The organism is Aurantimonas sp. (genome assembly GCF_964217435.1).
GTDB lineage: Bacteria > Pseudomonadota > Alphaproteobacteria > Rhizobiales > Rhizobiaceae > Aurantimonas > Aurantimonas coralicida.
This window is the reverse complement of record NZ_CAXPJM010000023.1, coordinates 40,677-62,831: the sequence shown is the minus strand read 5'-3', so window position 1 is coordinate 62,831 and position 22,155 is coordinate 40,677. Positions and strand designations below refer to the sequence as shown.

Below are 22,155 nucleotides of genomic sequence, written 5' to 3'. Positions count from 1 at the left end.
TGTGCGGGAGTAGTCGATGGGTCGAAGACGTCATCCGTCGGGCCGGTGACAAACCCCCGTCTTGTCCACAATCGGCAAGAGGATCCGCTTGGGCATGGCGATTGCGGAAGACTGGGGACAAAAGCGATTCGTCCCGCGTCATCCCAAACTCATCCCCAGGCGGGGCGTTCCTGGCAACAGGATGCAAGCTGCTGATAGACCGATCGGATCCGGCGATCGTCCCCGGGATTGTCCCCTGACGACACGGTGCGGCATTCCGGCCTGTGGACGATCCTGCTAAGGGCTCCATCTAGGCGGGACCCTGTGAATTCCTGCAATCCACCGAGTCATAGAATCAAAAGACTCATCTGAAAGAAATCTTTCTTTTTTAATGGGAGCCCTGACCTGATGAAGACGCGCAAGCTTGTCCGTGTCCTGGAAGGCGAACGCATCTTCCCCCCTCCGGTGTGGTTGATGCGGCAGGCCGGTCGCTATCTCCCGGAATATCGGGCCACCCGTCAGACGGCCGGGGGCTTCCTCGAGCTCTGCTACAATCCCGATTTTGCGACGGAAGTGACGCTTCAGCCGATCCGACGCTTCGGATTCGACGCGGCGATCCTGTTCTCCGACATTCTGGTCATTCCTGATGCGCTCGATCGCGGTCTGCATTTCGTGCAGGGCGAGGGACCGAAGCTGACGCCGATCCGTCCCGACGAGATCGCCCGCCTCGATCCGAGCCGCGCCGACACGCATCTGGCACCGGTGATCGCGACGGTGGCGCGGCTGCGCAAGGAACTGCCGGAAGAGACCTCGCTGATCGGCTTCAGCGGCGCGCCCTGGACGGTGGCGACCTACATGATCGCCGGCCACGGCACGCCCGACCAGGCGCCGGCACGGCTGTTCGGCTATCGCCATCCCGACGAGATGGAGCAGCTTCTGTATCTCCTCGCCGAGATGGGCGCCGACTATCTGATCCGGCAGCTCCAGGCCGGTGCCGACTGCGTCCAGATCTTCGATTCCTGGGCCGGCGTTCTGGATGAGGCGTCCTTCGAGGCCTATGCGGTAAAACCCGTCGCACGGATGGTCGAGAAGGTCCGTGCCGCGGTGCCGGACGCCAAGATCATCGGCTTTGCAAAGGGCGCGGGTTCGCTGCTGAACGGCTATCGCCAGAAGACCGGCGTCAACGCCGTCGGTCTCGACTGGACGGTGCCGATGGACCAGGCACGCGCGCTGCAGACGGAAGGCGCGATCCAGGGCAATCTCGATCCGCTGCGGCTGATTGCCGGCGGCAAGGCGCTCCACGAGGGCGTCGACCGGATCCTGGAAGGGCTCGGCGACGGGCCGCTGATCTTCAATCTCGGCCACGGCATCACCCCGGATGCGCCGATCGCCCATGTCGAGGCGCTGTTGAAGCGCATCCGCGGCTAGGTTCCTCGCCGTGCGAGCATGGCCACGCGCCGGACTTGGAAGCCTGCGGGCTTCGGGTTATGTCGCGGGGCGCTCTGCCGCCGGTCTCTCGTCCCGGGCGTCATTCAGTGAAGGCGCGCTGCATCAGCCTCGAAGGATCGTTGCATGAAGAAGGCCATTATCGCCCTCGCCGTCATGGCCGCCGTGATCACCGCCGTGTTCTGGCTGGTGCCGGTGGAAGCCCTGTTGTGGATGAAGACGCTGCACATCCTGGCGGTGATCGCCTGGATGGCGGGCATGCTCTATCTGCCGCGGCTGTTCGTCTATCACGCGGACGCTGCGACCGGCACGCCACAGTCAGAGACCTTCAAGATCATGGAGCGACGGCTGCTCAAGGCGATCATCAACCCGGCGATGATCGTCACCTGGGTCGCCGGCCTTTGGCTGGCGGTGAGGGGCGGCTGGTTTTCCGGCGGCAATGGCTGGCTGCACGCCAAGATCGCCCTGGTCGTTCTGATGTCCGGTGTTCACGGCTATTTCTCGGCTTCGGTGCGCCGCTTCGCCAATGACGCCAACACCAAGCCGTCGCGGCATTGGCGGATCATGAACGAGGTGCCGACCGTCCTCTTGATCGTGATCGTCATCCTCGTCGTGGTGAAACCGTTCTGATCCCTGTCTTATACTGCCGCGCAGGACGCATTCTTCTCAACACCCGTGCGAAACGGGTCGTCGCAATCGTATCGCGTGCCGCGACGCCGACCGTGCCCCGAGGGATCGATGACTGATACGCAGATGGACCGGGCAACGTGCCTCGTGGTGATGGGACCTGCCGGCGTCGGCAAGACGACCACCGCCGCGGGCCTCGCCGAAATGCTGGCCTGGCCCTATGCCGAGGCGGACGAGTTTCACCCCGCCGCCAATATTGCCAAGATGGAATCCGGCACACCGCTCGACGACGCCGACCGGGCACCTTGGCTGGCGTCCATTCGCAACTGGATCAGCGCTGAGGCCCGTGCCGGGCGGTCCACTGTCGTCACCTGTTCGGCCCTGAAGCGCAGCTATCGCGATCTTCTGCGTGAAGCCGATGCGCGCGTGCGCTTCGTCTGCCTGACCGCCACCCCCGATCTGGTCGGCCGGCGCATGGCGACCCGGCAGGGCCATTTCATGCCAGTGTCGCTGTTGAAATCGCAGTTCGACACGCTCGAGCCGCTGCAGGTCGACGAGGACGGCATCGTGGTGTCCGTGGATCTGCCGGCAGACGAGGTCGTAGCAACGGCGTTGCGGGCGCTGCGGCTGAAGCCGGCCCCGGAAAGAGACTGATCCGCCGGCCCCGTCGCTTATCGACGCGGCATCCGACACGAACCGCCTGCGGCAGGCCCTTCGCCCGGACGTCCCCGCCGCGGCCACCACAAGTCGCCGAACGCCTTGCGCTGCGGGGATTGTCGGTCTATGTGTAGCGCCTACATCCCGCCTTTGGGCGATGCGCGACGTTTCCGCCGCGTCGATCCCCCGCCGCAGACCAGTTCGCGTTTCCGGCCCAGCGTTTTCCCATCTCCGCCTTGATTGTCTGGAAGAACTTTCCGGACGAACCCCGTAAAGAGCCTTTCCCGAATGAAACTTCAGGACCTGAAGAACAAGAGCGCGCCGGAACTGATCGCGTTCGCCGAAGAGAACGACGTCGAGAACGCTTCCGTGCTGCGCAAGCAGGAATTGCTGTTTGCAATTCTCAAGCAGCTTGCGGCGCAGGAAGTCGAGATCATCGGCGAAGGCGTCGTCGAGATCCTGCAGGACGGTTTCGCGTTCCTGCGCTCGCCCGAGGCGAACTATCTTCCCGGCCCCGACGACATCTATGTCTCGCCGTCGCAGATCCGCAAGTTTCAGTTGAAGACAGGCGATACTGTCGAAGGACCGATCCGTAGTCCCAAGGAAGGCGAACGTTACTTCGCTCTTCTGAAGGTCAACACGATCAACTTCGACAATCCGGAGAAGATCCGCTACAAGAGCCACTTCGACAATCTGACGCCGCTCTATCCCGACGAGCGGTTCAAGATGGAGCTCGACGAGCCCACCGGCAAGAAGGACATGTCGGCCCGGGTGATCGACCTGGTCGCACCGCTCGGCAAGGGCCAGCGCGGGCTGATCGTCGCGCCGCCGCGTACCGGCAAGACGGTGCTGCTCCAGAACATCGCCCATTCGATCACGGCCAACCATCCCGAGTGCTACCTCATCGTTCTGTTGATCGACGAGCGGCCCGAGGAAGTCACCGACATGCAGCGCTCGGTGCGCGGCGAGGTGGTCTCCTCGACCTTCGACGAGCCGGCGCAGCGCCATGTGGCCGTTGCCGAAATGGTCATCGAGAAGGCCAAGCGCCTGGTCGAGCATGGCCGCGACGTGGTCATCCTCCTCGATTCCATCACCCGTCTCGGCCGCGCCTACAACACGGTCGTCCCGTCTTCCGGCAAGGTGCTGACCGGTGGTGTCGACGCCAACGCCCTGCAGCGTCCGAAGCGCTTCTTCGGCGCAGCGCGTAATATCGAGGAAGGCGGCTCGCTGACCATCATTGCGACGGCGCTGATCGATACCGGCAGCCGCATGGACGAGGTCATCTTCGAGGAGTTCAAGGGCACGGGCAATTCGGAAATCGTCCTCGACCGCAAGGTCGCCGACAAGCGGATCTACCCGGCCATGGACATCCTCAAGTCCGGCACCCGCAAGGAGGACCTCCTGGTCCCGAAGGCGGATCTGCAGAAGATCTTCGTCTTGCGCCGTATCCTGTCGCCCATGGGCACGACCGATGCGATCGAGTTCCTCAATGACAAGCTAAAGCAGACCAAGACCAATGCTGACTTCTTCGATCAGATGAACACCTGATCGAACGCCAAGGGCATGATTCACGTGAAACGGCGACCCTCAGCGGTCGCCGTTTTCGTATCGAGCGCGCGTCAGCCTAGGAGCCACGCCAAAGGCCTCTTGATTCCGTTCCGCGCCGGCCCGAAAACGGCAGGACGCATCGGGGGAGGATGACAATGGGCGAGAAACCGGTAGCCGTGGCACGGGTCGAGGCGGCGGCGATCGACAAAGGGCTGAAGATCTCCGTGGTCGAAACGAGCAGCTCCGCGCGCTCGGCGGAGGAGGCGGCCCAGGCGGTCGGCGCAAGTGTCGGCCAGATCGTCAAGTCGCTGGTCTTCCGCGGCAGGGACACCGGCAGGGCCTATCTGCTGCTGGTATCCGGCGCCAATCGCGTGGACGAGGCGCTGGCGGTCCAGACCATAGGCGAGGCTCTCGAGCGCCCCGACGCGGATTTCGTCCGCTCCGCAACGGGCTTTGCCATTGGCGGCGTCTCGCCGCTCGGTGCAACTGGGGAGCTGTCCGTCTATATGGACGAGGACCTCTTCCAGCATGCCACCGTCTGGGCCGCGGCCGGTACGCCCAAACATGTCTTCGAAGTCGTGCCGCTGCAATTGCGCAGTGCCACCGGCGCGGTGATCTGTCGGGTCGCCTGAGGTCCATCCGGGCGCCAGTTTCGCGCCGGCCCCGTAGCTATCTGAATCGAGCCTATCGAGGCCCCGCTTGACCCATAGCGACACCATCGCCGCCCTTTCCTCAGGCGCCCTGCCCGCCGGGGTCGCCGTCGTGCGCGTCAGCGGTCCGGCTGCGCGGGAGGTCATGGAGCGCCTGGCAGGATCGGTGCCGCCCGAGCGGCGCGCCAGCCTGCGCCGTTTCCGCGACGCCGCCGACCGGACGATTGACCGTGGGATCGCGCTGTTCTTCCCGGGCCCGGGCAGCGTCACCGGCGAGGATCTGGCGGAATTCCACCTCCACGGGGGCCGCGCCGTCGTGGCGGCCTTCCTGGAGGCGGCGACAAGCATTGCCGGCGTGCGCTTCGGCGTGGCAGGCGAATTCACCCGGCGCGGCTTCGAGAACGGTCGGATCGACCTGACCGAAGCCGAAGGCCTTGCCGACCTCCTGGCGGCTAGCACCGAAGCCCAGCGCCGCATGGCCGTCGCCCAGGCCGGCGGCGCCCTGCGGGCCCTCTACGAGGGCTGGATGCGCGATCTCACCAACGCACGGGCGATGATCGAAGCGTCCTTCGACTTTGCCGACGAAGGCGATGTGGACGACGACGTCGCCAGCGGCGTTGAGCGGCAGGTGGCTGAGGTCGCCGAGGCCATGCGGGCCCATCTCGCCAAGGCGGACCGCGGCGAAATCCTGCGCGAAGGCTTCAAGGTGGCGATCGTCGGTGCGCCCAATGCCGGCAAGTCCAGTCTCCTGAACGCACTCGCCGACCGGGAGGTCGCCATCGTCACCGAAATCCCCGGCACCACGCGGGACGTCATCGAGGCGACCCTCGATCTCGGCGGCATCCCCGTGCGCTTCTCGGACACCGCCGGCATCCGCGAGACGGCCGACCGGATCGAGGCGATGGGTATCGAGCGGGCGCGCGCGGTGATGGATGAGGCCGATCTCATCTTGGCGCTGGTGGACCAGCATGCCGGCCCGACGACACTGGAATGGCTGAGCGGGCTGCTGACTCACGTGAAACACCCGCTGATGCTCGCCGGACAGGAACCAGCACCGGAAGAGGCGCCCGGAAATCAGCACGCATCTACCCGCCCTATTCTCACGATCCGCACCAAGATCGACCAGGACGAATTGACGGGCGGCGCTCCACCCCACGACCCCGGCTGCGATCTGGCGATCTCCACCCGCACGGGCGAAGGGCTCGCCGATCTGGTCGACCGGATCGCGAATATCGCGGCGGCGGCCGTGGGCGATCCCGACGATGTCGTCCCCGCTCGTACCCGCCACCGGGAACTGATCAGCGATGCGTTGCGGCTTCTGACCGAGTTTCAGGCCGCGCCGGACATTCCGGCGGAAGTCCGCGCCGAGACACTGCGCCGGACCAGCCATCGGCTTGGCGCGCTGACCGGTCAGGTTGGCGTCGAGGATCTGCTCGAGGTCATCTTTTCCGAGTTCTGCATCGGCAAGTGATTCACGTGGAACACCGGGGCAGCGCCCACAGGTCGCACTGGGCCGGTTTCGTTACCTCGCAACGTTGTCCGGATTGACAGATCCGCACGGCGCGGTCTTTACCCATCGCCATGGAACACTCTTTCGATGTCGTCGTCATTGGCGGCGGTCATGCGGGCTGCGAAGCGGCCAGCGCGGCCGCGCGCGCCGGTGCCCGCACCGCTCTCGTCACCCACCGCTTCGACACGATCGGGGCGATGAGCTGCAATCCCGCCATCGGCGGGATCGGCAAGGGCCACCTCGTCCGCGAGATCGATGCCCTCGGCGGATTGATGGGCCAGGTCGCCGATGCTGCCGGCATCCAGTTCCGCCTGCTCAACCGCCGCAAGGGACCGGCCGTACGCGGCCCGCGCACCCAGGCCGATCGCCGCCTCTATCGCGAGGCGATGCAGGCCGCCATTCGCGCCCAGTCGGGCCTCGAGGTGATCGAGGGCGATGTTGCCGATCTGACCCTCGACGATGCGAACCGTGTCACCGGGATCGTTCTCGGCGACGGCCGGACGATGAGCTGCCGCGCCGTCGTCCTGACGACCGGGACATTTCTCTCCGGCCTGATCCATATCGGCGACCAGAAGATCCCCGCGGGCCGAATGGGCGAAGACCCCTCGACCGGTCTGTCGGGAACGCTCAGCCGTCTGGGGCTGACGCTCGGCCGTTTGAAAACCGGCACGCCGGCGCGGCTCGATGGCCGCACGATCGACTGGGCCGGGCTCGACCGCCAGGCGCCTGACGATGTGCCGGTACCCTTCTCCTATCTGACGACGACCATCGCCAACCGCCAGATCGATTGCGGGATCACGCGGACGACGCCGGAAACCCATGCGATCATCCGCCACAATCTTGGGCGTTCGGCGCTGTATTCCGGACAGATTGCGGGCAACGGTCCGCGCTACTGCCCGTCGATAGAGGACAAGATCGTCAAGTTCGGCGATCGCGACGGTCACCAGATCTTCCTGGAGCCGGAAGGCCTCGACGACGACACCATCTATCCGAATGGCCTGTCGACCTCGCTGCCGGAGGACGTTCAGACACTCTTCCTGCGGTCGATCCCCGGCCTTGAGCGGGTCGAACTGCGCAAGCCCGGCTATGCCATCGAATACGACCATGTCGATCCGCGTGAACTCGACCGTCGGCTGGCCGTGCGCCGCGCCGAGGGGCTGTTCCTCGCCGGCCAGATCAATGGCACGACCGGCTATGAGGAAGCTGCCGCACAGGGGCTGATTGCCGGGCTGAACGCCGCCCTCTCGGCTGCCGGCAGCGAGGCCGTCACCATCGGCCGGGCCGACGCCTATATTGGCGTGATGATCGACGATCTGACCCGTACGGGTGTCTCGGAGCCCTATCGCATGTTCACGTCGCGGGCCGAATTCCGGCTGTCGCTGCGTGCCGACAATGCCGACCGGCGCCTGACCCCGCTCGGCCTGTCGCTGGGCATCATCGATGCCGAACGCCGCAAGGTGTTCGAGGCGAGCGAAGCCTCGCTGGAGGCGGCCCGCGCCCGGTTGGAAGCATCGACCCTGACGCCGTCGGAAGCCCAGCGCCATGGCCTGCCAGTCAATCTCGACGGCCGACGCCGGTCGGCGTGGCAGCTTCTGTCCCAGACCGATGTCGATCTCGATCGGCTCGCCAAGGTGTGGCCGGAGCTTGCCGAATTCTCCGGTCCGATCCGGGAGCGGATCGAGATCGAAGCGGCCTACGACGTCTATCTCGACCGTCAGCGCAAGGACCAGGAACGGCTGCGCCGGGACGAGAAGCGGGCCCTCCCCGCCGATCTGAACTATATGGCGATGGTCGGCCTCTCCAACGAGCTGCGCCAGAAGCTGATGGACCTGCGTCCGGCGTCGATTGCCGAGGCCGAGGCCATCGACGGGATGACCCCCGCCGCCCTGGCGATCATTCTGGTCGCGCTGCGTCGGGCGGAGATTTCCCATGCGGCGTGATCGCGATTCGGAAAAGCCGGCGAGGCCTTATATCCGACCGGTGACCAAGACGCGTTCGGCCCCGAAGCCGCGTCCGGCGGATGTGGCGGCGGCGCAGGAGCGCGGACGGGCGGAGTTCCTGTCCACACATAATGTTTCACGTGAAACGCTCGAGCGGCTTGACCGCTACGTTGCGTTGCTGACCGAATGGCAGACCCGCATGAACCTCGTCGCGCCGGCGACAATCGGTGATGTCTGGTCACGCCACATCGCTGATTCGCTGGCGCTCGAGCGACTTCTGCCCGAAGCGACGGTCTGCGTGGATCTTGGGTCCGGCGCGGGCCTGCCCGGACTGGTGATCGCCGCCGCGCGTCCCGGCCTCAGCGTCGATCTCGTCGAGGCCAACAGCAAGAAGATTGCCTTCCTGCGGGCGGTCCAGCGCGATCTGGGCCTTGCCGGAACGGCCCATGCGGCCCGGATCGAGGATTGCGGAAGCGTGCTTGCCAAGGCCGATATCGTGACCGCCCGGGCGCTGGCGTCGCTGACGGAGCTGTTTGCCCTCGTCGCGCCGCATATCCGTGCCGATACGCGCTGCTTCTTCCAGAAGGGGCGCAACCATGAACAGGAAATTAATGCGGCGACTGCCCATTGGCGATTCCGCATGATAAAGCATGAATCGAGCCTCGATGACGGATCTGTCGTCCTCGAGATCGACGAGATCGCGCCGCGCTGAGCGGCGGCAGCCCAGGCGGAGACGGGACCGGTCCTCTCCGGTCGGCAGCCGACACCGCTCGATGGCGGAGCGGGAGCGGATCGATGGATGCGATGAGCGGACAGCCGATGCGGATCATCACGATTGCAAATCAGAAGGGCGGGGTCGGCAAGACGACGACCGCCATCAACCTTGCGACGGCGCTGGCCGCGATCGGCAAGCGTGCGCTGCTGATCGACCTCGATCCCCAGGGCAATGCCTCGACCGGGCTGGGCGTCGACCGCGACAATCGCGAAGTGTCGTCCTACGACGTGCTGACCGAGGCGTCCTCGATCACCGAGGCCGCCATGGCGACGGCCGTGCCCAATCTCAGCCTCATCCCGTCGACGCTGGACCTTCTCGGCCTCGAGATGGAGATCGCTGGTGCGACCGGCCGCGCCTATCGGCTGCGCGATGCGCTGCATTTCCATCAGGTCGAGACGCCGCAATTCGACTTCGTGTTGATCGACTGCCCGCCGTCGCTGAACCTCCTGACCATCAACGCCATGGCCGCGGCCGATTCCATCCTGGTGCCGCTGCAGTGCGAGTTCTTCGCCCTCGAAGGCCTCAGCCAGCTTCTCCAGACGGTCGAGCAGGTCCGGGACTCGTTGAACCCGACGCTCGATCTGCACGGCATCGTGCTGACCATGTATGACGGTCGCAACAATCTGGCCGCGCAGGTGGTGCGGGACGTGCGGTCCTATATGGGCGACCATGTCTATGAGACGATCATCCCGCGCAATGTGCGGGTCTCCGAAGCGCCGTCCTTCGGCAAGCCGGCGATCCTCTACGACATGAAATGTCCGGGCAGCCAGGCCTATATCCGGCTGGCCTCGGAAATCATCCAGCGCGAACGCGGGCTGCAGGCAGCATGAACAACTTCCGATATGGCGATCACGGAAGGGCGGGCGGAGACCCCGATGCAACGGACGGGGATGGCGCGGGCGCGCCGAGGAACGGGGAGACCAAGATGAACGAAGACAAGTCGCGCCAGCGTCTCGGGCGTGGACTCGCCTCGCTGATCGGGGCTGGTGCATCGGCCCCTGCCCGCCCCGGCCAGGGCTACGGTGCCCAGGCCGAGCAGCCGGCACCGCCTGCCATCCCGGCCGAGCGCCATATTCCGATCGACGCGATTTCGCCCAATCCGAACAATCCGCGGCGCACCTTCCACGAGGCCGATCTCGACGATCTGACCGCGTCGGTGCGCAATCATGGCGTCGTGCAGCCGCTGCTGGTGCGGCCGCGGCCCGGCGTGCCGGACGGATTCGAGATCGTCGCCGGCGAGCGCCGCTGGAGGGCAGCGCGCGCGGCGGGCCTCACCGAAGTGCCGGTGGTCATGCGCGAGATCGGCGACCGCCAGTCGCTGGAAATCGCCATCATCGAGAACGTCCAGCGCGCCGACCTCAACGCGGTCGAGGAAGCGCTGGGCTACGAGATGCTGATCAACGAGCATGGCTATACCCAGGCCGATCTCGCCGATGTGCTGGGCAAGAGCCGGAGCCATGTCGCCAATACGCTGCGGCTTCTGAAGCTGCCCGAGGAAGTCCGCACCATGGTGGCCAGCGGGACGCTGTCGCCCGGCGCGGCGCGTACGGTCGTCACGGCCGAGGACCCGGTGTCCGTGGCCAAGCAGATCGTCTCGCGCGGCCTCAGCGTGCGCGAGGCCGAGGAGTTGGCGCGCCAGCCTGCGGCGGGCGAGACCGCGAAGCCGAAGAAGCCGTCCGGCGGCAAGAGCCAGCCGAAGGCTGCACCGGCGCCCGAGAAGGATTCCGACGCGCTGGCGCTGGAGCGGCTTCTGGCGGAGCTTCTGGGCATGCCGGTCGAGATCGACGTCAAGGGCGACGGCGGGTCGATCCGGATCGAATATGCCGATCTGGAGCAGCTCGACGAGATCTGCGGCCTGCTCCAGACGCGGGTCCAGCGCGGCTCCGAGACGGCACGGACGCGCGATCTCTGACAGGGCGCGAGCGCTCCGTTTCACGTGAAACATTTTGCGTATAGCTGCTGCGTACGCGAATAAGCCGCTGTCGCGGCTGGCTATTTCGCCGCGATGATCCGTGAATCAGTGGCGCGTGCGGAGACGCGCCGCTTCGACGGCGACGTCGAGCAGGGTCTGCCGGGTGATGGTCAGGGCCAGCCCGCCTTCCTTGCGGCTGGCCAGGATATCGGCATCGATCCGCTGCAGGATGATTGTGATCGCATCAAGCGGCCAGGCCGAGAGGGCCACCTCCATCGCGTGCTTGCGGCGGAAATGCGGGCGCCGCCGCTCCACCACCCGGCCGACGGGCTCGCCGCCCTTCTCCACCATCTCCCGCATGGTCTGCAATTGCTGGAAATAGCGCAAGAGCTGCTGGTGAAGCTGGAAGGTAGCGGTGCCGGCCGAGACCAGCCGGTCGATCAAATGCGGCAATCGCCGCACCTCGCCGCTGGCCGCGGCGTCGATGGTTTCCTCCAGCGTATCGGCCGAGACGTCACCGACTATGGCGCGCACGTCCTCTTCCGTTACTGACGACGTTCCCAGTGCGTAGAGGCAGAGCTTGCGGATCTCGCCGCGTGAGGCGATGCGGTTGGCGCCGAGGCGCGCACGCAATTCGTCCCGCGCCTCGCGGCCGATGGTCAGACCGCTCTCGCGCATCTCCTCGTCGATCATCTTGTCGATCGCCCGCCCCTCGTCCTGGTAGCAGGGCAAGGCGATGGCGAACTTGCCGCGCTCGGCATTGGTCCGCAGGGCCGAGCTCTTCTTGAGGTCGCCGGCTTCGAGAATGACGATGGCGCCGTCGAGCTTCTTTGCGGAGAGCTCTGCCACGGCTTCGGCCAGGGACTTGCCGTTGCCCGCGCCGCGCACGCGGATGAGGCGCGTGCCACCGAACATCGAGACGGTCTGCGCCTCGTCATAGAGGCGGCCGATGTCCTTCTCCAGCTCGTCGGCGGCCAGCGTCACGGCGGCGAAGGGATCGCTGCGGTCGACGCCGGAGAGCTCGGCAACCTTCTCGGAACGCTCGGAGACGAGGCCGGGATCGGGGCCGTAGAGGAGGATGACCGGATAGGAGAAGTCGGGCCGCGACAGGAACGCCTCGACCTCGCCGGGTTTCTTCTGCGCCATGGAAAGGTCCCTGTTGCGCCGGCAAGGGGCGGCCTGGACCGCCTGCCCTGCCGGCGTTTCGCCTGGGGACGTGTCTACACGCCGGCCTTGGTCAGCGCACGGGCGATTTCCAGCTCGATCTGTCCGGCGACAGCCTTGCCGGCCCGGTCGCGCGCGTCGATCACCGCCCGCTGGCTCTGGTAGAGCTGGCCGGTGCGGTCGAAGGGCACCGTCTCGGTGCGTGTGCCGGTGGCCAGCACGGTGCCGTCGGAGTTCCGGGTCAGAGTGTAGCTGGCGCTCATGTAGTAGAGCGACGCCGCGGCCTGCCCGCCCGGCTCGACCGCGATGCCGATCTCGCTGCCGCTGCCGCTGAGGGCGACGGTATAGAGCGGCTCACTCACCCGCGTGCCCTGGTTCAGCCGGAACAACAGCGCGTTGCGAACGATCTGGATGGTGCGATTGCCGGCTTCGGAGACGGCGATCCGGCCGCGCAGGGAGACGAGCTGCCCGTCCGGCGCCATGACATCGGTGGTCAGGCCGCCGGCATAGAGCGGCCGCCCGGTGCAGCCCGACAGGGCAAGGCTACCGGCGAGGAGACAGAGCGCCGCGAGAGCGCGAGGCCGGCCCGCATCAAAGAACGACATTGACGATTCTCCCGGGGACGACCACGACGCGCTTCGGCGAATTGCCGGCCAGCGCTGCCTGCACGACGTCGAGCGCCAGCGCCGCCTGTTCGATATCAGGTTTGCCGGCCGAAGCCGGTACGGTCAAGTCGCCGCGCTTCTTGCCGTTGATCTGGACCGGCATGGTGATGCTGTCGTCCTTCAGGAGCGCCGGGTCGACGTCGGGCCAAGGGGCCGCCGCCGCAAGACCCTCCATGCCCAGGGTCGTCCAGCATTCCTCGGCCAGATGCGGCATCATCGGCGCAATCAGGCGCACCAGGATGGTCAGCGCTTCGCGGGCCGCGGCCTTCAGGGCCGGGTCGCTGTCGGCCGAGACACCGGAGACGGACGCGGCCAGCGTGTTGACCAGTTCGTAGATGCGGGCGACGGCCTTGTTGAAGCCGAGGCGCTCGATGTCGTCGGCGACACCGGCCGCGGCGCGGTGGGCGGCGCGACGGATGGTCAGCACCGCCTCGTCCTCGCTCTGCGGGCTTGCGTCGGCACCGGCGATGCGCGGCGCGGTCTCGGAGACGAGGCGCCACAGGCGCTGGACGAAGCGGTGGGCACCCTCGACGCCGGCCTCAGTCCAGATCACGTCGCGGTCCGGGGGCGAATCCGACAGCATGAACCAGCGGGCCGTGTCGGCGCCGTAGGAGGCGATGATGTCGTCCGGATCGACGACGTTCTTCTTCGACTTCGACATCTTCTCGATGCCGCCGATCTCGATCGGGCTGCCGGTCGACAGGCGCGTCGCGGTCCGGGTCCCCTCGCCTTCGGCGATCGCCACGTCCACCGGGGCAACCCATTCGCGGCCGTCGCGATAGGTCTCGTGGACCACCATGCCCTGCGTGAACAGGCCCTTGAAGGGCTCGTCGAGGGCGACATGGCCGCATTCGCGCATCGCCCGCACGAAGAAGCGCGAATAGAGCAGGTGCAGGATCGCGTGCTCGATGCCGCCGATATACTGGTCGACCGGCAGCCAGGCATTGGCGGCCTGCGGATCGGTCGGCTCGTGCGCCTCAGGCGCCGTGAAACGGGCGAAATACCACGAGGAATCGACGAAGGTGTCCATCGTGTCGGTCTCGCGCTTCGCCTTGCCGCCGCATTGCGGGCAGGTGGCGTCGCGCCAGGTCGGATGGCGGTCCAGCGGATTGCCGGGCTTTTCGAAATCGATGTCGTCCGGCAGCTTCACCGGCAGGTTCTCGCGGGCTTCCGGCACGACGCCGCAGGCCTCGCAATGCAGGACCGGGATCGGGCAACCCCAGTAGCGCTGGCGCGAAATGCCCCAGTCGCGCAGGCGGAAATTGACCTGGCGCTCGGCCTGGGGCCGGCCGTTCAGCGTGGTGGCCTCCAGCCGCTCGGCGACGGCGTCGAAGGCAGCATCCGGCGACAGACCGTCGAGGAAGTCCGAGCGGCAGATCGTGCCGTCGCCGACATAGGCCTCGGTGCCGACGTCGAAGGTCTCGGCATCGGCGCCCTGCGGCAAGACGACGGCGCGCACCGGCAAATCGTATTTGCGGGCGAAGTCGAGATCGCGCTGGTCATGGGCCGGGCAGCCGAAGACCGCGCCGGTGCCGTAATCCATCAGCACGAAATTCGCCACATAGACCGGCAGCTTCCATTCCGGGTCGAAGGGATGGGTGACGGAGATCCCCGTCGGCATGCCCTTCTTCTCGGCCGTCTCCAGCGCCGCGGCGGAGGTGCCCTGGCGGCGGCATTCGGCGATGAAGGCCTGCAGCTCGGGATTGGTCTCGGCGGCCCTGGCGGCCAGCGGATGGTCGGCGGCGACGGCGACGAAGGAGGCGCCGAACAGCGTGTCGGGCCGCGTCGTGAACACGGTGACGTCGTCGAAGCCCTCGGGTTTCGTCGCCACGTCCAGCGCCCAGCGCACCAGCAGGCCCTCGGACTTGCCGATCCAGTTCTTCTGCATCAGCCGGACCTTCTCCGGCCAGCCCGGCAGATGGTCGAGGGCCGACAGCAGGTCGTCGGCAAAATCGGTGATGCGGAAGAACCACTGGGTCAGTTCGCGCTGCTCGACATCGGCGCCCGAACGCCAGCCCTTGCCGTCGATCACCTGCTCGTTGGCAAGCACGGTCATGTCGACCGGATCCCAGTTGACCTTGGACTTCTTGCGATAGGCCAGGCCCTTGGCCAGGAAGTCGAGGAACAGCATCTGCTGGCGATGGTAGTATTCGACGTCGCAGGTCGCGAATTCACGCGACCAGTCCAGCGACAGGCCCATCGACTTCAGCTGGCCGCGCATGGTCGCGATGTTCTGGTAGGTCCATTCGCGCGGATGCACCTTGTTCTGCATCGCGGCGTTCTCGGCCGGCATGCCGAAGGCGTCCCAGCCCATCGGATGCAGCACGCTGAAGCCCTTGGCCCGGCGGTAGCGCGCGACCACGTCGCCCATGGCATAATTGCGCACATGGCCCATATGGATGCGGCCCGAGGGATAGGGAAACATCTCGAGGACGTAGTACTTTTCGCCCGGCGCGTCGGTCTGGGTCTCGAACAGCTTCGCCTCGTTCCAGGCGGTCTGCCAGCGAGGTTCGGATGCGCGGGGATTGTAGCGTTCTGTGGTCATGCGGCCGATCGGGATGCTGGTCCCGCCGGATCTCGACCGGCAGGCGAATGGGGGATGCGGCTTGACTTACTCTGTTGTCACGCCTGCGTTCAACATGACGGGACGGAAATTCCGCCGATTGCGGCGATAGTGATGCAGGTGCGGCGCTGACGGCCCACCGGAAGGAGACGGCATGAACGAAGCGCTGCTGGAGCGGCTGGAGACGGCGCGGCAGGCGATTGCGCAGGCCTCGCGGGAGGCGGCGCGCGCGGAGGACGTGGTGGCCCTCGTGGCGGTGTCCAAGACCCATGACGCCGACACGATCCTGCCGGTGCTGGAAGCCGGCCAGCGGATCTTCGGCGAGAACAAGGTGCAGGAGGCCAAGGCCAAATGGCCGGCGCTGCGCGACCGCTTCCCCGACATCGAATTGCGGCTGATCGGGCCGCTGCAGTCGAACAAGGCCGGCGAGGCGGTGGCGCTGTTCGACGTGATCGAGAGCGTCGACCGCGAAAAGATCGCGAAAGAACTCGCCAAGGAGATGGCCAAGCAGGACCGCTATCCCCGCCTCTATGTGCAGGTCAATACCGGCGAGGAAGAGCAGAAGGCCGGCATCGCGCCGAGGGAGGCGGTCGCCTTCGTCGAGCGCTGCCGCAGCGAGCATGGCCTGACGATCGAAGGGCTGATGTGCATTCCGCCGGCCGACGAGAAGCCGGGGCCGCATTTCGCGCTGCTGGAAAAGATCGCGGCCGAGGCCGGTGTGGAGAAGCTGTCGATGGGCATGTCGGGCGACTACGAGATCGCCATCGGCTTCGGCGCCACCTCGGTGCGCGTCGGCTCGGCGATTTTTGGCGCCCGCGATTATGGCTGAGGCTCTGGGCGCCCTGCCCCGCCGGCTGCGACCCGCGGAGTAAACCGTCGAGCGGCGTTGTCGTAGCCGCCGCATGAAACCGCCAGCGGCTTCGCTCGTTACGGGCAGGATTACGAAAGCCAGCGAAGGATCACGCCATGGGATTTTCCAACTTCAGCCCGCTCGGCGTGCTGATCGCCGCCCTCCTCGCGTTTGCCTTCGGTTTCGGCTGGCACCGCGCCTTGGAGAAATCCTGGATGACGGCCAGCGGCTATGAGGGCCGGCCGGCGCTGAAGCCCGGCCCGCTGGCGATCGTCTTCATCGCCGAACTGGTGATGGCCGGCGTCCTGGCGGGACTGGTCGGCCATATCGGTCCGGTCACCGTCGGCAACGCCCTGATCACCGGCATCCTCGCCTGGGCCGGTTTCGTTCTCACCGCGATGGTCGTGGATCACTCCTACGAAGCGCGTCCGCGCCGGCTAACCTATCTGAATGCCGGGCACTGGCTCGGCGTCCTGGTCATCATGAGCGTGACCATCGGCCTGTTCGGCTAGGGCGGTGCGCCGCGTGCCCTTGCCCCGCGAAAGTATGACAGCGGCGAACTGGACCCTTCCGGCGCTTTCACCCTAGATTGCCTCCAAATGCCGGACCTGTTCCGGCGATACTGCGGGAGGCGAGAGCATGAGCACGATCCACGTCAAGGACGAGTGGAAGGCGCGGGCGAAGCTGACGGACGATCAGTACCAGGACTGGTACCGTCGCAGCGTCGAGGACCCGGATGGCTTCTGGGGCGAGCACGGCAAGCGCCTCGACTGGATCAAGCCTTATGAGCGGGTGAAGAACACCTCTTTCGCGCCCGGCAATATCGACATCCGCTGGTTCGAGGACGGCACGCTCAACGTGGCCGCCAATTGCATCGACCGGCATCTGGAAACCCGCGGCGACCAGACGGCCATCCTCTGGGAGGGGGACGACCCGGCCGATTCCAAGGCGATCACCTACCGGCAGCTCCACGAGGAGGTGTCGCGCATGGCTAATGTCCTGAAGGACCGCGGCGTCCGGAAGGGCGACCGGGTGACCATCTACATGCCGATGGTGCCCGAGGCGGCCTATGCCATGCTGGCATGCGCCCGGATCGGCGCGATCCACTCGGTGGTGTTCGGCGGGTTCTCGCCGGACGCGCTGGGCGGCCGGATCGAGGGCGCGCAATCGGATGTGCTGATCACCGCCGACGAGGGTCTGCGCGGCGGCCGCAAGGTGCCGCTGAAGAAGAATGCCGACCGGGCCTGCGAGATCGCCGAGAAGGCCGGCCAGACGGTGAAGACCATGCTGGTGATCCAGCGCACGGGCGGCGAGGTGGCCTGGCAGGACGGGCGCGACGTGTGGTGGCACGAGGCGCGCGAGGCGGTCTCCGCCGATTGCCCGCCGGCCGAGATGCAGGCCGAGGACCCGCTGTTCATCCTCTACACGTCGGGCTCGACCGGCAAGCCGAAGGGCGTGCTGCACACCTCGGGCGGCTATCTCGTCTACGCCTCGATGACCCACGAATACGTCTTCGACTACCATGATGGCGACGTCTACTGGTGCACGGCGGATGTCGGCTGGGTGACCGGCCACAGCTACATCGTCTACGGGCCGCTCGCCAACGGCGCGACGACGCTGATGTTCGAGGGCGTGCCCAACTATCCGGACGCCTCGCGCTTCTGGCAGGTGATCGACAAGCACAAGGTCAACATCTTCTACACCGCGCCGACGGCGATCCGCTCGCTGATGGGAGCCGGCGACGAGATGGTGACCAAGACCTCGCGCGCCAGCCTGAAGGTGCTGGGAACGGTCGGCGAGCCGATCAATCCGGAGGTCTGGAGCTGGTACTACCGGGTCGTCGGCGACGAGCGCTCGCCGGTGGTCGATACCTGGTGGCAGACCGAGACCGGCGGCATCCTGATCACACCGCTGCCCGGCGCCACGGACCTGAAGCCCGGCTCGGCGACGCGGCCGTTCTTCGGCGTGCAGCCGCAGCTCGTCGACAATGTCGGCACCGTGCTGGACGGCGCCAATGACGGCAATCTGTGCATCACCGACTCCTGGCCGGGCCAGATGCGCACGGTCTATGGCGACCACGAGCGCTTTGAGCAGACCTATTTCTCGACCTATCCGAACAAGTATTTCACCGGCGACGGGGCGCGGCGCGACGCCGACGGCTATTGGTGGATCACCGGCCGCGTCGACGACGTGATCAACGTCTCCGGCCACCGCATGGGCACGGCCGAGGTGGAATCGGCGCTGGTCTCCCACGCCAAGGTCTCGGAAGCGGCGGTCGTCGGCTATCCGCACGACATCAAGGGGCAGGGCATCTACTGCTATGTCACGCTGATGGAGGGCGAGGAGCCGTCCGAGGCGCTGCAGAAGGAGCTCGATGCCCATGTGCGCAACGAGATCGGCCCGATCGCCTCGCCGGACAAGATCCAGTTCGCGCCGGGCCTGCCGAAGACGCGCTCCGGCAAGATCATGCGCCGCATCCTGCGCAAGATCGCCGAGGACGATTTCGGCGCCCTGGGCGACACCTCGACCCTCGCCGATCCGGGCGTCGTCGACGACCTCGTCGAGCACCGCCAGAACCGCAAGGGGTGACTACCAGGCCGGCCGGCAACGATGCCGGCCGGCGAGTCTGGCCGCCGGCTTCACGATGGTGGATCTTCTGAACTTCGTGGGAGACGTGAACCCGGTCGGCTGAGCTCAGGCTTGCGCGAACCATGACGCGGGGAGGCGGCGGCGAAAAACCCTCTTGCGCCCAAGGCGTTGGGTTCCCATACTCCTCATGTGTTCAACGAAGTGGAAGGAGGTGATCCAATGTCGAGTGATAATCTGAAGCCGGTTGGGTCTATGATTCTCGGTGGTTCGACGGAGCAGCCTTCTCGCTTCGCCTGAGAATTGCGGATGCCGTGATGCGGTCTTCGACGACCGCCGGCTGACGTTCATCACGGGGCCGCTTCCGAAAGGGAGCGGCCTTTTGATTGTCTGACGTCCGGTTGCGACGAAGGGCGGCGCCGTTCCGGCTGTGAAACCTGACGTCGCAACGCGAAAGGCCCGCACCAATCGGTACGGGCCTTGTCTTTATCTGGCGGTATGCCGGACGGCCCGGCACACCGTTATCCGTAGCGGATTACTGGGCTGCCGGAGCGTCGCCGGCCGGTGCCATCGTGCCATCGGCAGCGCCGCCATCGGCTTCCGCCATGCCGTCATCGGCCTCTTCCGGCTCGTTATAGGCCGGAGCCTGCTCGAGCTGCTCACGCGAGACATTGAGGACGATACGGTCCGGCAGATTGTCCTCGCCGACGACCGGGGTCACCGGTTCGGCCGACGCGTCGGTGCTGGCGGTCGACATGTTGGCGTCGCCCGTACCCATGCCCGTGCCGCCGGCAGCCGGATCGGCCGCCATGCCGGTGCCACCCGTGGCCGGTGCCGCAGCGCTCGCCTGGGCGTTGGCCTCTTCCTCGGTCGGCAGACCCTCGGTCTTGCCCGGGCCGAATTCCAGCGCGCTCATCGAGACGGCAACATCCTTTTCGCCGATGCCCAGGAAGCCGCCGACGCCGACCAGAACGGCCATCACGTCGCCTTCCTCGGAGACCAGCACGTCGGTGATCGAGCCGATGCTCTCACCGGCCGTGTCATAGACGTCCTTGCCGTCGAGATCGGTCACGCGCCAGGCGCCGGACGGCGGGACGGTCACGAAGGGGCCATCGGCACCGGCGCTGGCGGTAGCCATGTCGCCAGCGTCAGCCGGCTCTTCGGCGGCCATGTCGGCAGGCTCCTCGGTGGTGCCGGCCGGGCTCTCAGCCGTGTCGGTCGGCGCATCGGTCGCCGACGGTGCGGTGTCGGTCTGGGCCGAGGCGTCGCCGGTCGGAGCAGCCGGGTCCATCGTGCTGCTCGGTGCCGCGGCGTCGGAGCTGTCCGACGGCATGGCGCTGTCGGTGGCGGCCGGCGGGGTGTCCGTCGGAGCCGCGGGCTGGGCGTCCTGCGCGAAAGCCGCGAAGGGCATGACGGCGCCGGCGAGAAGGGCGGTATAGAAGGACTTTTTCATCGTGCTTACTCCCGATTACAGATAGCCGCACAATGACCGGCTCCGACAGGTGGTTCCGCGAAAGACACAAATAACCGCACTTTTTAGACTTGCGGCTTTTCTGTGGCGAAAAGCTCACGGGCTGTTACAGGCGGTAACGGCAGGGAGTTTGCTGCACCGCATGCAAGTGGGCATGAGGCGTCTGCTTGCAGCTAACCCATTGATCCCTGAACCTTACGGACCATGAGGACGCATCGGGGGTAGCGTTATGGGAGGATCGGCGAAGGGGGACTCTGGCGACGGTGAAGGGATTTCGCCGGTGTGTTTCTGCCCTGGTTCCAGGCTGCCCATCCGGACGGAACCCATGGATCGTTCCGTGCGGCAGAGATCCGGCGGGAGCAGGGAAACCCCCGCGGAAGGCGCAACCGCTCGGCCGGAAGGCGGGGCTTTGCGGAAGCAGGCGCTGCCGGGGCCGGCCTAGTCGTAGAGGTCGCGGCGGGTGGGCGGCAGCTCGGCCGGACCCTTGGCCCGCCTGGAGGCCAGCGTCTGGTAGATCAGAAGGCCGCCCCGCTGGAAGCCGAGGGATACGCCGGCGAGATACAAAAGCCACAGCCGGGCGCGGGGTTCGCCGGCAATGCGGCTGGCCTCCGGCATCGCGGCGAGCAGGCGGTCGTGCCACAGGCGGCAGGTGCGGCCATAGTGCTCGCGCCAGTTCTCCACGTCGTGGACCTCGAAGCGGTGCGCCTCCAGAAGCTGCGCCGAATGGCCGACATGGTCGAGTTCAGCGCCGGGGAAGATGTAGCGGATGATCGCCGCATATTCCCGCGTCCCCTTGCGAAACTTGGCGTCGCTGGTCTTGGCCGGTCGGGTGATCGCATGGTGGAGATAGAGCCCGTTCGGGCGCAGCAGCTTGCGCACCGCGGTCAGGTAGGTCGCGTGATTGTCCCAGCCGACATGCTCGAACATGCCGATCGAGGCGATCTTGTCGAAGCGTCCGTCGAGCTCCTCGAAAGGCTTCAGTTCGATCGTCACGCGGTCTTCGAGCCCCTTGGCGGCGATCCGCTCGCGGGCGAGGTCGTATTGGGCCTGGCTCAGGGTCACGCCGTGGCCGGTGACGCCATAGTGCTCGGCGGCATGGATCAGCAATGCGCCCCATCCGCAGCCGATGTCGAGGAAGCGCTCGCCCTCCTTGAGGCGCAGCTTGCGGCAGATCATGTCCAGCTTGTCGTGCTGCGCCTTGTCGATGTCGTCGTGCCAGCCATCGAAATAGGCGCAGGAATACAGCATCCGCTCATCGAGGAAGAGGCGGTAGAAATCGTTGGAGATGTCGTAGTGGAACTGGATCGCAGCCTTGGACGAGCCGCTGGCGCCGGCGCCCGTGCCGCTCTGGGGCGCCGACCGCGCCGCCTTCCGGCCGCGCCGCGCCAGCGTATAGAGGGCGGGCAGGGCGGTGGCGATGGCCAGCCGGTCGATCTTCTTCATCGCGTCCCGCGTCCGGATGTCGGAGCGCGCCGTCGCCACGTCGAAGATCGTGCCGTCCTCGACATCGATCGCCTTGGACATCCAGAGTTCGACCGCCGTCACGATCCGCGGGCTGAGGGCCAGCCGGGCGATCGCCGCCGGATCGTTCAGCGCCAGAACCGGACCGTCGGCCGGGCCGATGCGTTCACCCGTCCACAGCCGCACGGCGATCTTTGGCTGGAACGCGGCGATCGCCTGACGGACGATGGCCTCGAGTCGCGCTTCCCCGGCTGTCATGGAGCATCCTGTTTCACGTGAAACGGTTGTGTCAGTCGTAAGTCATTCAGCGGTTTGTCCGCTCCGATAGTTATCGCACGCAGTTTGACCATA

At 66.4% G+C, this 22,155-nt stretch carries 18 protein-coding genes; 13 read left to right on the top strand and 5 right to left on the bottom strand.

The genetic code is table 11. From position 1 onward, the window contains the following. Window positions 1–387: 387 nt before the first annotated feature. The 10 genes from hemE to ACEQX1_RS10530 all read left to right on the top strand — a co-directional run bounded on the left by hemE (window position 388) and on the right by ACEQX1_RS10530 (window position 11,044). Window positions 388–1,407: a uroporphyrinogen decarboxylase gene (hemE, locus tag ACEQX1_RS10575; RefSeq protein WP_370196817.1), complete on the top strand. Its 1,020-nt coding sequence runs from the start codon at window positions 388–390 to the stop codon at window positions 1,405–1,407. 144 nt (window positions 1,408–1,551) lie between these two features. Next, window positions 1,552–2,055 carry a protoporphyrinogen oxidase HemJ gene (gene hemJ, locus ACEQX1_RS10570; protein ID WP_024352218.1) on the top strand — a complete coding sequence of 168 codons (504 nt, stop codon included), beginning with the start codon at window positions 1,552–1,554 and terminating at the stop codon, window positions 2,053–2,055. A 108-nt stretch (window positions 2,056–2,163) separates the two neighbouring features. After that, window positions 2,164–2,706: a gluconokinase gene (locus tag ACEQX1_RS10565; RefSeq protein ID WP_370195307.1), complete on the top strand. Its 543-nt coding sequence runs from the start codon at window positions 2,164–2,166 to the stop codon at window positions 2,704–2,706. Between the two features lie 291 nt (window positions 2,707–2,997). Beyond that, window positions 2,998–4,257, top strand: coding sequence for a transcription termination factor Rho (rho, locus tag ACEQX1_RS10560; RefSeq protein ID WP_024352216.1), 1,260 nt, complete (start codon window positions 2,998–3,000; stop codon window positions 4,255–4,257). A gap of 155 nt (window positions 4,258–4,412) precedes the next feature. Beyond that, a complete protein-coding gene (locus ACEQX1_RS10555) occupies window positions 4,413–4,889 on the top strand; it encodes a YbaK/EbsC family protein (RefSeq protein WP_370195305.1) in 477 nt (158 codons plus the stop codon). A 67-nt stretch (window positions 4,890–4,956) separates the two neighbouring features. Next, window positions 4,957–6,378: a tRNA uridine-5-carboxymethylaminomethyl(34) synthesis GTPase MnmE gene (gene mnmE / locus ACEQX1_RS10550; protein ID WP_370196816.1), complete on the top strand. Its 1,422-nt coding sequence runs from the start codon at window positions 4,957–4,959 to the stop codon at window positions 6,376–6,378. Window positions 6,379–6,488: 110 nt separating this feature from the next. Next, entirely contained in the window at window positions 6,489–8,357 is a 1,869-nt protein-coding gene (mnmG, locus tag ACEQX1_RS10545; RefSeq protein ID WP_370196815.1) for a tRNA uridine-5-carboxymethylaminomethyl(34) synthesis enzyme MnmG, read from the top strand. Then, a complete protein-coding gene (gene rsmG, locus ACEQX1_RS10540) occupies window positions 8,347–9,069 on the top strand; it encodes a 16S rRNA (guanine(527)-N(7))-methyltransferase RsmG (RefSeq protein WP_370196814.1) in 723 nt (240 codons plus the stop codon). The genes mnmG and rsmG overlap by 11 nt, the downstream gene beginning before the upstream one ends. 107 nt (window positions 9,070–9,176) lie before the next feature. Beyond that, complete coding sequence (locus ACEQX1_RS10535) at window positions 9,177–9,962, top strand: ParA family protein (protein WP_370195323.1); 786 nt, start codon at window positions 9,177–9,179, stop codon at window positions 9,960–9,962. 95 nt (window positions 9,963–10,057) lie between these two features. Beyond that, complete coding sequence (locus ACEQX1_RS10530; RefSeq protein WP_370195301.1) at window positions 10,058–11,044, top strand: ParB/RepB/Spo0J family partition protein; 987 nt, start codon at window positions 10,058–10,060, stop codon at window positions 11,042–11,044. A 105-nt stretch (window positions 11,045–11,149) separates the two neighbouring features. Here the strand turns inward: ACEQX1_RS10530 and holA are convergent, their stop codons facing one another. The 3 genes from holA to leuS all read right to left on the bottom strand — a co-directional run bounded on the left by holA (window position 11,150) and on the right by leuS (window position 15,418). After that, window positions 11,150–12,190 (bottom strand): DNA polymerase III subunit delta, encoded by a 1,041-nt coding sequence (gene holA / locus ACEQX1_RS10525; RefSeq protein WP_370195300.1) that lies wholly within the window; start codon window positions 12,188–12,190, stop codon window positions 11,150–11,152. Between the two features lie 74 nt (window positions 12,191–12,264). Further along, complete coding sequence (locus tag ACEQX1_RS10520; RefSeq protein WP_370195299.1) at window positions 12,265–12,813, bottom strand: hypothetical protein; 549 nt, start codon at window positions 12,811–12,813, stop codon at window positions 12,265–12,267. Next, complete coding sequence (gene leuS, locus ACEQX1_RS10515) at window positions 12,800–15,418, bottom strand: leucine--tRNA ligase (RefSeq protein ID WP_370196813.1); 2,619 nt, start codon at window positions 15,416–15,418, stop codon at window positions 12,800–12,802. Before leuS ends, ACEQX1_RS10520 begins: the two co-directional genes overlap by 14 nt. A 172-nt stretch (window positions 15,419–15,590) precedes the next feature. On the opposite strand from leuS, the gene ACEQX1_RS10510 reads away from it, so the two are divergent. The 3 genes from ACEQX1_RS10510 (at window position 15,591) to acs (ending at window position 18,875) form a co-directional block, all read left to right on the top strand. Beyond that, entirely contained in the window at window positions 15,591–16,265 is a 675-nt protein-coding gene (locus ACEQX1_RS10510) for a YggS family pyridoxal phosphate-dependent enzyme (RefSeq protein WP_370194498.1), read from the top strand. Between the two features lie 137 nt (window positions 16,266–16,402). Then, window positions 16,403–16,798 (top strand): DUF1761 domain-containing protein, encoded by a 396-nt coding sequence (locus ACEQX1_RS10505; RefSeq protein WP_370194497.1) that lies wholly within the window; start codon window positions 16,403–16,405, stop codon window positions 16,796–16,798. 127 nt (window positions 16,799–16,925) lie between these two features. Beyond that, a complete protein-coding gene (gene acs / locus ACEQX1_RS10500) occupies window positions 16,926–18,875 on the top strand; it encodes an acetate--CoA ligase (protein ID WP_370196812.1) in 1,950 nt (649 codons plus the stop codon). Between the two features lie 532 nt (window positions 18,876–19,407). Here the strand turns inward: acs and ACEQX1_RS10495 are convergent. Both ACEQX1_RS10495 and ACEQX1_RS10490 read right to left on the bottom strand, forming a co-directional pair. After that, window positions 19,408–20,325: a PRC-barrel domain-containing protein gene (locus ACEQX1_RS10495; protein WP_370194495.1), complete on the bottom strand. Its 918-nt coding sequence runs from the start codon at window positions 20,323–20,325 to the stop codon at window positions 19,408–19,410. A 456-nt stretch (window positions 20,326–20,781) separates the two neighbouring features. Beyond that, a complete protein-coding gene (locus ACEQX1_RS10490) occupies window positions 20,782–22,062 on the bottom strand; it encodes a class I SAM-dependent methyltransferase (RefSeq protein WP_370194494.1) in 1,281 nt (426 codons plus the stop codon). Window positions 22,063–22,155: the final 93 nt, after the last annotated feature.